Here is a 12,030-nt window from a genome sequence, read left to right on the forward strand (position 1 = left end):
CATTCGACCGAAGCACCAACAGGACTCAACCACCACCCTGTCAGCCCGGCGCATTCTACTCGAATCCGCCATCCGGTCAACCTCTTTTTTCATCCAACTCTTTGATTTTCAAGGAGTTTTCCGAGAGGACTGCGCCGGAAGTGGTGCGCATTATAGGGGACCAAATTTAACCGTCAACTCCTTTCTGCAAAGATTTTCACTCTGCCTTCAAGGAGATGCGCGCGAAGGCCTTCTTGCCGGCCTGGCACACGTGGCTCGCGCCCAGCTTGAACGTGAAACCACGATCAACCACCTGGCCATCCACCTTGACGCTACCTGCGCTCAGCAGATCGCGTGCGGCGGCGGCATTCTTCACCAAGCCAGCCTTATTAAGGACGGATGAGATCGGCATATCCTCTATAGAAAGCAGCTCGACCTCCGGCAGGTCGTCCGGCAGCTCGCCATCCTTCAGGCGATTGCCTGCGGAACGGTGCGCATTGGCAGCAGCTTCCTCGCCATGGAAACGCGCAACTATCTCTTCGGCCAGCTTGATCTTGATATCGCGCGGATTGGCGCCCTTGTCGACATCCGCCTTGAACTGCTCGATCTCCTCCATGGAACGGAAGCTCAACAGCTCGAAGTAACGCCACATCAGCGCATCGGGCATGGAGACCAGCTTGCTGTACATGACGCCCGGTGCCTCCTGGATACCCACATAGTTACCCAGCGACTTCGACATCTTCTTCACGCCATCCAGCCCTTCCAGCAGCGGCATGGTGACGATGCACTGCGAGGGCTGACCATAGGCACGCTGCAGCTCACGCCCCATGAGCAGGTTGAACTTCTGGTCGGTGCCTCCGAGCTCGACGTCGGCACGCAGGGCCACCGAGTCATATCCCTGCACCAGCGGGTAAAGGAACTCGTGGATGGCAATCGGTTGGTTGCCTTCATAGCGCTTCTGGAAATCATCGCGCTCGAGCATGCGCGCCACGGTGTACTGGGAAGCCAGGCGAATGAAATCCGCCGGGCTCAGCTGATCCATCCAGGTCGAGTTGAAGGCTACTTCGGTCTTGGCCGGATCGAGGATCTTGAATACCTGGGCCTTGTAGGTCTCGGCGTTGTCCAGCACCTGCTCGCGGGTCAGCGGCGGACGAGTCGCGCTCTTGCCGCTGGGGTCACCGATCATCCCGGTGAAATCACCGATCAGGAAGATGACCTGATGGCCGAGCTCCTGAAACTGGCGCAGCTTATTAATAAGCACGGTATGGCCGAGGTGCAGGTCGGGGGCGGTCGGATCGAAACCGGCCTTGATGCGCAGCGGCTGGCCGCGCTTGAGCTTCTCTACCAACTCGGACTCGACCAGGACCTCTTCCGCACCACGCTTGATCAGCGCCAGCTGCTCTTCTACCGACTTCATGACAGGACTCGTTGCCACTCGCAAACCAAAAGGGAACCAACCATACAAGATCATTGACCAATTACAAGCCTTGCGACCGGCTCGAGCCATTGGGCCGATAACCTGCATTCAGGGTTGCCTATAGAGAATTTTGATTATATTTTAATCAGTTAATGCATTCTTCCAAGAAACACCCTGAGCCATGACGCATTCCGTACCCAAAGCCCCGCCGCCCTACCCGAGGAGCCACCTGCTGGCCGCCAGCGGTGTAGCGGCGCTGCTTAGCCTGGCCTTGCTGGTGTTCCCATCCCGCGAAGTCGAGGCGAAGAAGACCTACCTGAGCCTGGAACTGGACAGCGGCGCCGAACAGCTGGTGCAGGAAAAGGACGACCTCCGACCAGGTTCCGCAGCCGGGGATAGAGGCGATGCACCCTTCAAGCACCTCGCCGACAATCAGAACAGCGCCGGAAAAGACGCGAACAAGAAGAACGAAGACAGCCAGCTTTCTCAGCCCCAAGACCCACTGCAGAAAAGCGTTACCGTCGCCAACGGCGACACCCTGTCGACCGTGTTCGCCCGGGTCGGCCTGGATGCCAACGCCCTGCACGAAGCCCTTGGCAGCAGCAAGGAAGCCAAGCGCTTCGGCCGTCTGCACGTCGGCCAGGTGCTGGACTTCAAGCTGACCAGCGATGGTCGCCTGGAGCGCCTGAGCAGCAAGCTGAACGACCTCGAGAGCATCTCCCTCGCGCGTAGCGACAAGGGCTTCTCCTTCAAGCGCGAACTGGTCAAGCCGGATGTGCGCACCACCTACGCCCACGGCGTGATCAACAGCTCGCTGTTCCTCTCGGCCAAACGCGCCGGCCTGTCGCACAGCCTGACCATGGATCTGGCCAATATCTTCGGTTACGACATCGACTTCGCCATGGACATCCGCGAGGGCGACGAATTCGAACTGATCTATGAAGAGAAGGTGGTGGGCAACAAGCAGGTCGGCAGTGGCAACATCCTTTCCGCTCGCTTCACCAACCGCGGCAAGACCTACACCGCCGTGCGCTACACCAACAAGCAGGGCGTCTCCAGCTACTACAACGCCGACGGCATGAGCATGCGCAAGGCGTTCATCCGCACCCCGGTGGACTTCGCCCGCATCAGCTCGAAATTCTCCATGGGCCGACGCCACCCGATCCTGAACAAGATCCGCGCGCACAAGGGCGTCGACTACGCCGCGCCACGCGGCACGCCGATCAAGGCCGCCGGTGATGGCCGCGTACAGCTGGCCGGACGCAAGGGTGGCTACGGCAACACCGTGGTCATCCAGCACGGCAACAGCTACCGCACCCTCTATGCGCACATGCAGGGCTTCGCCAAAGGCGTGCGTACCGGCGCCAACGTCAAGCAGGGGCAGATCATCGGCTACATCGGTACTACCGGCCTGTCCACCGGGCCGCACCTGCACTACGAGTTCCAGGTCAATGGCCGCCACGTCGACCCGCTCAGCCAGAAGCTGCCGATGGCCGACCCCATCGCGCGCAACGAGAAGCAGCGCTTCCTGCAGCTGAGCAAGCCGCTGATGGCGCGCATGGACCAGGAAAGGGCCACCCTGCTGGCCGCCAACAAGCAGCCCTGAGATGCCGCGCTACCTGGGGGTGATGTCCGGTACCAGCCTCGACGGGCTGGACATCGCCCTGATCCAGCAAGACACCCGCCCCACCCTGCTCGCCCATCACTACCTGCCCATGCCCGACGCCCTGCGCGCCGAGCTACTAGCCCTGTGCGCACCCGGCCCGGACGAGCTGGCGCGCGCCGCCATCGCCGAGCAGCGCTGGGTCGAACTGGCGGCCGCCGGCATCCATGAGCTGCTGCGACGCGAGCAGCTGAGCCCGGGCGATATCCGCGCCATCGGCAGCCACGGCCAGACCGTGCGCCACGAGCCAGCCCGCGGCTTCACCGTGCAGATCGGCAATCCGGCGCTGCTGGCCGAGCTGACCGGCATCGAGGTGGTCGCCGACTTCCGCCGCCGCGATGTCGCCGCCGGTGGCCAGGGCGCACCGCTGGTCCCGGCTTTCCACGAGGCGCTGTTCGACAACCGCGGCGCGCCTTGCGCGGTGCTCAATGTCGGTGGCTTCAGTAACCTCAGCCTGATCGACCCCGGCCAGCCGGTACGCGGCTTCGACTGCGGTCCGGGCAACGTGCTGCTGGACGCCTGGATCGGTAAGGTGCGCGGCGAGTCGTTCGACCGCGACGGAGCCTGGGCCGCCAGCGGCACGCCGAACCAGGCACTGCTGGAACGGCTGCTGAACGATCCCTACTTCGCCGGCCAGGGCCCGAAGAGCACCGGCCGCGAGCTGTTCAACCTGCCCTGGCTGGAAGCCCATCTCGCCGCGCTTCCCGGCCTGGAACCGGCCGATGTGCAGCGCACCCTACTGGAGCTGACCGCACGCAGCATCGTCGAGTCGCTGCGGCAGGCCCAGAGCAGCACCAGCGAGCTGCTGGTATGCGGCGGCGGCGCGCACAACGGCGCGCTGATGCGCCGCCTGAAGGAACTGCTGCCGAACTGCCAGGTGGCCAGCACCGCCGTGCGCGGCGTGCCGCCGGACTGGGTCGAGGCCATGGCCTTCGCCTGGCTGGCGCACTGCTGCCTGGAACGCATCCCGGCCAATCGCCCCAGCGTCAGCGGCGCCCGCGGCCCGCGGGTGCTGGGCGCCATCTATCCGGCCTGAAGCGAGCCGCGCAGAAACGAAAAAGCCGCGCAGATGCGCGGCTTCTTGCAGGGCAGCGGGCTCAGATCGAGAAGGACGAACCGCAACCGCAGGTGGTGGTGGCGTTGGGGTTGTTGATCACGAAACGCGACCCTTCCAGACCTTCCTGGTAGTCCACCTCGGCCCCGGCCAGGTACTGGAAGCTCATCGGGTCGACCACCAGGCTGACGCCCTCGCGCTCGACTATGGTGTCGTCGTCGGCCACGTCCTCGTCGAAGGTGAAGCCGTACTGGAAGCCCGAGCAGCCACCACCGGTGACGAACACCCGTAGTTTCAGGCGCGGATTGCCTTCCTCATCGACCAGGCTCTTCACCTTGTTCGCCGCACCCTGGGTGAAGATCAGGGGGGTTGGAGTGAAGGTCTCGACGCTCATCTTGCTGCTCTCCCGGCGCCAGGCGCCATGTTACGTACCACACGGGCGGCGATTATCCGCTTACCCGAGCAAATCGGTCAATTATTGCGCGACGACAGAGGCACCAGCCCCTACCGCTTTAGATAGGAGCACCTGCGGCGAATTCAAGCCACCGCAGGCGCCATCGCGATCAGGGCAGCAGCGCGGCGTGGGCCAGGCCCAGGCGCTCGTCCAGGCCGAAGAGGATGTTCATGTTCTGCACGGCCTGGCCGGACGCGCCCTTGACCAGGTTGTCGATGACCGACAGCACCACCACCAGCTCGCCGCCCTGCGGACGGTGCACAGCGATGCGGCAGACGTTGGCACCGCGCACGCTGCGGGTCTCCGGATGACTGCCGGCGGGCATCACGTCGACGAAGGGCTCGCCGGCGTAGCGCTGCTCGAACAGCGCCTGCAGGTCGACGCCGCGATCGGCGACGGTGGCGTACAAGGTGGCGTGGATACCGCGGATCATCGGCGCCAGGTGCGGCACGAAGGTCAGGCCGACCGGGCCATTGGCGGCGCGGCGCAGACCCTGGCTGATCTCCGGCAGGTGGCGGTGGCCCTTGACCGAATAGGCCATCATGCTCTCGCTGGCCTCGCACAGCAGCGAACCGACCTTGGCGCCACGCCCGGCACCGCTGACGCCGGAGGCGCAGTTGGCGATCAGGCGGCTCGGGTCGGCCAGGCCGGCCTCCAGCAGCGGAATCAGGCCAAGCTGGGTGGCCGTCGGGTAGCAACCCGGCACGGCGATCAGGCGCGCGCCCTTGATCGCCTCGCGGTTGACTTCCGGCAAGCCGTAGACGGCCTCGGGGAGCAGCTGTGGCGCGCCATGCGGCTGGCCGTACCACTTGGCCCACTCCTCGGCGTCCTGCAGGCGGAAGTCGGCGGACAGGTCGATGACCCGGGTGCCGGCCGCCAGCAGCTCGCCGGCCAAGGCATGGGCAACACCGTGCGGGGTGGCGAAGAACACCACGTCGCAGGCGCCCAGGGTGGCCACGTCCGGCACGCTGAAGGCCAGGTTGTCGTAGTGGCCGCGCAGGTTGGGGTACATGTCGGCGACCTTGACCCCGGCCTCGGAGCGCGAGGTGATCACCGCCACTTCGGCCTGCGGGTGCTGGGCCAGCAGGCGCAGCAGCTCCACCCCGGTGTAACCCGTGCCGCCGACGATTCCGACCTTGACCATTGCACACCCCCGCTACGCGACCGTTGAGAAAGGCTGCCGATGATAAGGCCACGGGCCGCGACGGCCAACCTCATGGGTGACGCACGGGCATGGCTTTCTCTACTATCGACGGCAAATCTGCCGCCGGATGACGTCCATGCTCTATCTCTGGGTCAAGGCCCTGCACATCATCGCCATCGTCTGCTGGTTCGCCGGCCTGTTCTACCTGCCGCGCCTGTTCGTCTACCACGCCATGGCCGAGGACCAGCCCAGTCGCGAGCGCTTCTGCATCATGGAGCGCAAGCTGTACCGCGGCATCATGAACCCCTCGATGGTTGCCACCCTGGTCCTTGGCGCCTGGCTGCTCTACCTCAACCCGGCCTGGCTGAAGATGGGCTGGCTGCATGCCAAACTGCTGCTGGTGGTTCTGCTGGTCGGCTACCACCATGTCTGCGGCGCCCAGCTCCGGCGCTTCGCCCGCGGCGAGAACGTCCGCGGCCATGTGTTCTACCGCTGGTTCAACGAAGTGCCGGTGCTGTTCCTGCTGGGCATCGTGATCCTGGTGGTGGTCAAACCCTTCTGATAGCAAGAGGAAAGCCCCATGTCCCTGCCCGCCCTGCTCGACCAACGCCTGCGCCTGCCGGTGGTCGCCGCGCCGATGTTCCTGGTGTCCAACCCGCAGCTGGTGCTGGCCTGCTGCCATAGCGGCGTGCTGGGCAGCTTCCCGGCGCTGAACCAGCGCGAGAGCAGCGGCTTCAAGGCCTGGCTGGAGGAGATCGAGGCCGGCCTTGCGACAGACTCGGCGCCCTATGCGGTCAACCTCATCGTGCACGGCAGCAACCCGCGCCTGCAGGCCGACCTGGCCATCTGCGTCGAACATAAGGTGCCAGTGGTGATCACCAGCCTGGGTGCGGTCAAGGAAGTGGTGGATGCGGTACACGGCTATGGCGGCCTGGTGTTCCACGACGTGACTACCCGCCGCCATGCGGAGAAGGCCGCCGAGGCCGGGGTCGACGGCCTGATCGCGGTGGCCGCGGGGGCCGGCGGGCATGCCGGCACCTGGAGCCCCTTCGCCCTGATCGCCGAGATCCGCCAGTTCTTCAACAAGACCCTGCTGCTCTCCGGCTGCCTCAACCATGGCCACGAGATCCTCGCTGCCCAGCTGCTCGGCGCCGACCTGGCCTACATGGGCACGCGCTTCATCGCCACCCGCGAGAGCGCGGCCGACGCCGACTACAAGCAGATGATCCTCGGCGCCCGCGCCGCCGACATCATCCACACCCCGGCGGTGTCCGGCGTGCCGGCCAGCTTCATGCGGCAGAGCCTGGAAAAGGCCGGCTACGACCTGGGGCGCCTGCAGGACAAGGGCGACGTCAACTACGGCGAGAAGCTCAAGCCGATCAGCGACGAGGCCAAGGCCTGGAAGACCGTGTGGTCGGCCGGCCAGGGCGTCGGCGGCATCGACGACCTGCCTTCGGTGGCCGAACTGGTGGCCCGCCTGGATGCCGAATACCGCGCCGCCCAGAGCCGCGGTCTGCAGCTGGCCCAGCGCTGGCCGCGCTGAGCGGCATTTTGCGCAGGCGTTCGCTTGTTCACCCACGGCAAAGCCCCTAGGCTCTAGGCACTTCAATACAGCAGACAGGGATGCACGCATGACCGAAGCCCGCTACAAGATCGTCTTCGACGGCCAGTTGATGCCGGAAATGGCGCTGGATACGGTGAAGAACAACCTGGCGCGCCTGTTCAAGAGCGACCAGAGCAAGATCGATGCACTGTTCAGCGGCTCGCCGGTGGCGCTCAAGCGTGACCTGGCCGAGGCCGAAGCCGACAAGTACCTGGCCGCCCTGCAGCAGGCCGGCGCCCTGGTGCGCAAGGAACGCGACATCGGCGCTGGTCTCAGCCTGGTGGACACCGATGATCACCGCCCGGCAGAGGCTGCCGCCGACGCCAGAATGAGCTGCCCCAAGTGCGGCCACGAGCAGGCCAAGGCGCCCGAGTGCGCGGCCTGCGGCATCATCATCGAGAAGTATCTGGCGCGCCAGGCGCAGCTGGCCGAGAGCGCACCGGCAGTGGCCGCCGGCGAGACACCCTCGCCCTACAGCACGCCCAAGTCGGAAGTCGCCGAGACCCTGCCGGAATATGCCGAGCTAAAGGTGCTCAGCATCAATGGCCGGATCGGTCGCGTGCGCTACCTGGGCTGGTCCATGGGCATGATGCTCATCGCCATGCTGGCCTATGCCATCGCCGTGGGCGCCATGGCCATTTCGCCGATCGTCGGCGGCATCCTGATGGTGCCGCTGGTGATAGCCGCGGTAGTGGTCAGCGTTATGATCGGCGTGCAGCGCCTGCATGACCTCGGCTGGTCCGGTTGGCTCTGGCTGCTCAACCTGGTGCCGCTAGTGGGCACCGTGTTCGCCCTGCTGATGCTGGTGGTACCAGGCACCCAGGGCGCCAACCGCTACGGCCCGCCGCCACCGCCGAACAGCCGTGGGGTGATCGTCCTGGCCTGGTCCTGCCTGCTGGTGCCGATCCTCGGCATCCTCGCCGCCATCTCGATCCCCGCCTACCAGGACTATGTCGAGCGCGCACAGGGCGCGCAGTCTTATCAGGTTCCCGACCTTGAGGAGTAAGGCTTGAGCGGCTACGCCCTTGTCACCGGCGCCTCCAGCGGCCTCGGCCTGGCCCTGGCCGAGGCACTGGCCCGGCGCGGGCACAACCTGATCCTGGTGGCGCGCCAGCGCGATGCGCTGGAGAGCATCGCCTGCGAGCTGAGCCAGCGCTTCGGCATCGAGGCGCTGCTGCGCGTCTGCGACCTGACCGAGCCGCTGCAGCTCACCGGCCTGATCCAGGAGCTGGAACAGGGTGAGCGACACATCGACCTGCTGGTGAACAACGCCGGCATCGGCAGCGCCGGGCTGTTCGTCGAGCAGGACTGGGGCCACGAACAGGACCTGATCGAGCTCAACATGCTGGCGCTGGCCCGCCTGTGCCACGCCCTGGGTGCGGACATGAAGCGCCGCGGCGGCGGGCAGATCCTCAACGTCGCCTCGCTGGCCGCCTTCCAGCCGGGGCCGCTGATGAGCAACTACTTCGCCAGCAAGGCCTATGTGCTGCACCTCTCCGAGGCGCTGCGCAGCGAGCTGGCGCCCTTCGGCGTGAAGGTCTCGGTGCTCTGCCCGGGGCCGGTAGCCACCGCCTTCTTCCGCCGCGCCCGCCTGCGCAGCGAGGGCCTGCAGCGCCGCCAGCTGCTGGAGAGCCCGGAGCGGATCGCGCAGATCGCCGTGCAGGGCCTGCAGCGCAACCGCGCCATCATCATCCCCGGCTGGCGCCACCGCCTGCTGCCGCAGCTGCTGCGCCTGACGCCGCGCGCACTGGTACGGCGCATCGCCATGCGCATGGTGCGCCCGCTGCTGCCACGCGAGGGCGCCGAGGAGACCTAGCCGGCATCCACCGTGCGCCCGGCGGCCCAGGCGCGCAGCGCCGTGAGGCGCTCGGCCATCACCACCGACAGCGGCGCCGTGCCCTGGATGTTGCTCAGCAGCAATGCCTGGTCCACCGCCTGCTGGCGGGCCTGGGCGGCATACAGGGCGCTGACCACCACCTGTTCGATCTCCGCGCCGGAGAAGCCCTCGCAGGCTGCCGCCAGCGCCGCCAGATCGAACTGTGCCGGGTCCAGCTCGCGACGGCGCAGGTGGATGGCGAAGATCTCCGCGCGCACCTCGGCATCCGGCAGGTCGACGAAGAACAGCTCGTCGAAGCGGCCCTTGCGCACCAGTTCCGGCGGCAGGCGGTCGATGGCGTTGGCGGTGGCGACCATGAACACCGGCGCCTTGCGCTCGGCCATCCAGGTCAGCAGGGTACCGAGCACGCGCTGGCTGACACCGTCGTCGTTACTGCCGGTGGCCAGGCCCTTCTCGATCTCGTCCATCCACAGCACGCAGGGCGCCATCTGCTCGGCCATCTTCAGCGCCTCGCGCAGGTTGCGCTCGGTCTCGCCGAAGAACTTGTTGTACAGGCTGGCGAAGTCCAGGCGCAGCAGCGGCAGGCCCCAGAGACCGGCCACCGCCTTGGCCGCCAGGCTCTTGCCACCGCCCTGCACGCCGACCAGCAGCACACCGCGCGGCATGTCGGTGCCCTTGCCGCTGGCGAAGATCTCCTGACGCTCGCCCAGCCAGCGCTTCAGGTTGACCAGGCCGCCGACCTCGGCGAAGCGCGCGGTGTCATGCTCGAAGCTCAGCACGCCCTCCAGGTCGAGCAGCTGGAACTTGGCCTTGTTCAGTTCCGGCAGATCTTCCTGGGTGATGGCGCCGTCGTCGCAGATCAGGTTGCGCGCCAGCGCCCGCGCCTCGGCGTGGCTCATGCCGCGCAGGTTCTTCACCACCTGCTGCAGGGTGCGGTTGTCGGTGCGCACCCGCGCACCGCGGTTGCGCTCGCTCCAACGCGTGGCCTCGTCGCGGACGATGGTCAGCAGCTCCTCCTCGGTCGGCAGCGCCAGGCTGAAGCGCGCGGCGTAGCGCTGCACCTCGACCGGCAGCTTGAGGGCATGCGACACCAGCACCAGGGTCGGCTTGTGCGCCACCTCGCTCATGGCGATTTCCTTGAGCAGGCGCACCAGCTTGGGGTTGTCGACCAGGAACGGATGCAGGTCGCACATCACGTAGAGATTGGGCGTCGGGTCGGCCTTGATCAGGCGCAGCGCCTGCTCCGGCTCGCGGCTGTCCAGCTCGCCCACCGGCTCGCCGCCGAAGCCCAGGCGCTGCAGGCCCTCGGTCACCGCCCAGGTGTAGATGCCGAGGCCGCGCTTGATCGCCAGCGAGGTCAGGGTCTCCAGCACCCGCGGCTCGTCCCAGGACTCGATCACCACCAGTTTGACACGGGACTCCAGCACCAGCCCCAGATCGTGTACGTCGTTCTTCACAGCCTCTCCTTGTGCAGCATTAGGGTCTGTTGCCGTTTCGGCGCAAGCCGCGTTGCCGCGAAAAATCGCGCCAGGCTAGGCGCGGGACGCAGGGAATGGTGATCCCTTGCCAAGTTCCGCAACGACGCATGGCGCGATTTTCCGCGCAACCCGTAGGGCCGGGCCAGTTTTTGTGCGGATCGTCGTTACTCGACGGCTCATTTGGATGGCCAAACTTCGCGTCTCGCGCCTAGCTCCGCACAAAAACTGGCTCCGTCGCGGTCGCGGCGAAACGGCAACAGACCCTAAACTCGCAGCATACCCACCGCCTTCGGAGGAAAGCGCATGGACTGCCTGTTCTGTCGCATAGTCGCCGGCGCGATACCGGCCCGCAAGCTCTACGAGGATGACCAGGTGCTGGCCTTCCACGACATCGGCCCGCAGGCGCCGGTGCATTTCCTGGTGATCCCCAAGCGCCACATCGCCCGCCCCGACCAGCTCACCGAAGATGACCGGGCACTGGCCGGGCACATTCTCTACACCGCCCAGCGCCTGGCCATGCAGGAAGGCTGCACAGAAGGCTTCCGCCTGGTGATGAACTGCAACGAGCAGGGCGGGCAGACCGTGCATCACATCCATATGCACGTGCTCGGCCAGCGCCAGCTGCACTGGCCGCCGGGCTGACGGTGCGGCCTCTTGTCGCCGGGCGGATTTGTCCGCCGGGCTTCGGGTAAACTGCCGGCATGCTTTCCGTGGAGGTGGCCATGAGCAACGAACGCCAGTTTTCCCCCGTCGACCGCCTGCTGATCCAGGCCGATGCCGCCATGCGCACCCTGCTGCCATTCAGCGGCGCCCCGACGCGGCCATCGCCGGCCATCCTGCAGAGCGAGACGGAGCTGAGTGACGACGAGGCCCGCCACGTCGCCGGGCTGATGCGCATCAACCACACCGGTGAGGTCTGCGCCCAGGCGCTGTACCAGGGCCAGGCGCTGACCGCCCGGCTGCCGGAAGTGCGCCAGGCCATGGAGCACGCCGCCGACGAGGAGATCGATCACCTGGCCTGGTGCGAGCAGCGCATCCGCGAGCTGGGAAGCCAGCCGAGCCTGCTCAACCCGCTGTTCTACGGCCTGTCCTTCGGCGTCGGCGCGGTCGCCGGGCTGATCAGCGACCGGGTCAGCCTGGGTTTCGTCGCCGCCACCGAGGATCAGGTGGTCAAGCACCTGGACGAGCATCTGGAGCAGATCCCGGCGGAAGACGCCAAGACCCGCGCCATCCTCGAGCAGATGCGCGAGGACGAGCAGCAGCATGCCACCAGTGCCCTGGAGGCCGGCGGCCTGCGCTTCCCGGCACCGGTCAAGCTGGGCATGAGCCTGCTGTCCAAGGTGATGACCAAGAGCACCTACCGGATCTGAGCCGGCAACCATGAAAAAGCCCGCCAATCGG

12 protein-coding genes are annotated in these 12,030 nt (G+C 66.4%); 8 read left to right on the forward strand and 4 right to left on the reverse strand.

All coding sequences use genetic code 11. From position 1 onward, the window contains the following. Positions 1-196 precede the first annotated feature (196 nt). Entirely contained in the window at positions 197-1,396 is a 1,200-nt protein-coding gene (gene tyrS / locus DMO17_RS00005) for a tyrosine--tRNA ligase (protein WP_110680272.1), read from the reverse strand. Between the two features lie 181 nt (positions 1,397-1,577). On the opposite strand from tyrS, the gene DMO17_RS00010 reads away from it, so the two are divergent. Further along, positions 1,578-3,002 (forward strand): peptidoglycan DD-metalloendopeptidase family protein, encoded by a 1,425-nt coding sequence (locus DMO17_RS00010; RefSeq protein WP_110680273.1) that lies wholly within the window; start codon positions 1,578-1,580, stop codon positions 3,000-3,002. A 1-nt stretch (position 3,003) separates the two neighbouring features. After that, positions 3,004-4,095, forward strand: a complete 1,092-nt coding sequence (locus tag DMO17_RS00015) for an anhydro-N-acetylmuramic acid kinase (RefSeq protein WP_110680274.1) — start codon at positions 3,004-3,006, stop codon at positions 4,093-4,095. Between the two features lie 61 nt (positions 4,096-4,156). On the opposite strand, the gene erpA is transcribed toward DMO17_RS00015, so the two are convergent. Continuing rightward, the gene (gene erpA / locus DMO17_RS00020; RefSeq protein WP_021702463.1) at positions 4,157-4,507 is read right to left on the reverse strand and encodes an iron-sulfur cluster insertion protein ErpA; all 351 of its coding nucleotides are present in this window, start codon (positions 4,505-4,507) and stop codon (positions 4,157-4,159) included. 169 nt (positions 4,508-4,676) lie between these two features. Continuing rightward, on the reverse strand, positions 4,677-5,711 hold the full coding sequence (gene argC, locus DMO17_RS00025; protein ID WP_110680275.1) for an N-acetyl-gamma-glutamyl-phosphate reductase: 1,035 nt from the start codon (positions 5,709-5,711) through the stop codon (positions 4,677-4,679). Between the two features lie 136 nt (positions 5,712-5,847). Here argC and hemJ point away from each other — a divergent pair, with 136 nt between their 5' ends. The 4 genes from hemJ to DMO17_RS00045 all read left to right on the forward strand — a co-directional run bounded on the left by hemJ (position 5,848) and on the right by DMO17_RS00045 (position 9,130). Then, positions 5,848-6,273, forward strand: coding sequence for a protoporphyrinogen oxidase HemJ (hemJ, locus tag DMO17_RS00030; protein ID WP_110680276.1), 426 nt, complete (start codon positions 5,848-5,850; stop codon positions 6,271-6,273). An 18-nt stretch (positions 6,274-6,291) separates the two neighbouring features. Then, positions 6,292-7,254: an NAD(P)H-dependent flavin oxidoreductase gene (locus DMO17_RS00035; RefSeq protein WP_110680277.1), complete on the forward strand. Its 963-nt coding sequence runs from the start codon at positions 6,292-6,294 to the stop codon at positions 7,252-7,254. A gap of 88 nt (positions 7,255-7,342) precedes the next feature. Further along, positions 7,343-8,320, forward strand: coding sequence for a DUF805 domain-containing protein (locus tag DMO17_RS00040; protein WP_110680278.1), 978 nt, complete (start codon positions 7,343-7,345; stop codon positions 8,318-8,320). A gap of 3 nt (positions 8,321-8,323) precedes the next feature. After that, the gene (locus DMO17_RS00045) at positions 8,324-9,130 is read left to right on the forward strand and encodes an SDR family NAD(P)-dependent oxidoreductase (protein ID WP_110680279.1); all 807 of its coding nucleotides are present in this window, start codon (positions 8,324-8,326) and stop codon (positions 9,128-9,130) included. Here DMO17_RS00045 and DMO17_RS00050 read toward each other — a convergent pair. Beyond that, complete coding sequence (locus DMO17_RS00050; RefSeq protein WP_110680280.1) at positions 9,127-10,608, reverse strand: AAA family ATPase; 1,482 nt, start codon at positions 10,606-10,608, stop codon at positions 9,127-9,129. The two genes, DMO17_RS00045 and DMO17_RS00050, sit on opposite strands and share 4 nt — an antisense overlap. A 324-nt stretch (positions 10,609-10,932) precedes the next feature. Between DMO17_RS00050 and DMO17_RS00055 the strand changes: the two genes are divergently transcribed. Together DMO17_RS00055 and coq7 are read left to right on the forward strand one after the other, a co-directional pair. Then, positions 10,933-11,271, forward strand: coding sequence for a histidine triad nucleotide-binding protein (locus DMO17_RS00055; protein ID WP_110680281.1), 339 nt, complete (start codon positions 10,933-10,935; stop codon positions 11,269-11,271). A gap of 80 nt (positions 11,272-11,351) precedes the next feature. After that, positions 11,352-11,999 carry a 2-polyprenyl-3-methyl-6-methoxy-1,4-benzoquinone monooxygenase gene (coq7, locus tag DMO17_RS00060; protein WP_110680282.1) on the forward strand — a complete coding sequence of 216 codons (648 nt, stop codon included), beginning with the start codon at positions 11,352-11,354 and terminating at the stop codon, positions 11,997-11,999. Positions 12,000-12,030: the final 31 nt, after the last annotated feature.

Origin of the sequence: Aquipseudomonas alcaligenes, assembly GCF_003205495.1 — a bacterium.
GTDB classification, from domain to species: Bacteria; Pseudomonadota; Gammaproteobacteria; order Pseudomonadales; family Pseudomonadaceae; genus Aquipseudomonas; species Aquipseudomonas alcaligenes_B.

Bases quoted from the DNA above. Each gene is read 5' to 3' on its own strand.
- tyrS (WP_110680272.1), bottom strand. From the start codon at position 1,396: ATGAAGTCGGTAGAAGAGCAGCTGGCGCTGATCAAGCGTGGTGCGGAA.
- DMO17_RS00010 (WP_110680273.1), top strand. From the start codon at position 1,578: ATGACGCATTCCGTACCCAAAGCCCCGCCGCCCTACCCGAGGAGCCAC.
- DMO17_RS00015 (WP_110680274.1), top strand. From the start codon at position 3,004: ATGCCGCGCTACCTGGGGGTGATGTCCGGTACCAGCCTCGACGGGCTG.
- erpA (WP_021702463.1), bottom strand. From the start codon at position 4,507: ATGAGCGTCGAGACCTTCACTCCAACCCCCCTGATCTTCACCCAGGGT.
- argC (WP_110680275.1), bottom strand. From the start codon at position 5,711: ATGGTCAAGGTCGGAATCGTCGGCGGCACGGGTTACACCGGGGTGGAG.
- hemJ (WP_110680276.1), top strand. From the start codon at position 5,848: ATGCTCTATCTCTGGGTCAAGGCCCTGCACATCATCGCCATCGTCTGC.
- DMO17_RS00035 (WP_110680277.1), top strand. From the start codon at position 6,292: ATGTCCCTGCCCGCCCTGCTCGACCAACGCCTGCGCCTGCCGGTGGTC.
- DMO17_RS00040 (WP_110680278.1), top strand. From the start codon at position 7,343: ATGACCGAAGCCCGCTACAAGATCGTCTTCGACGGCCAGTTGATGCCG.
- DMO17_RS00055 (WP_110680281.1), top strand. From the start codon at position 10,933: ATGGACTGCCTGTTCTGTCGCATAGTCGCCGGCGCGATACCGGCCCGC.
- coq7 (WP_110680282.1), top strand. From the start codon at position 11,352: ATGAGCAACGAACGCCAGTTTTCCCCCGTCGACCGCCTGCTGATCCAG.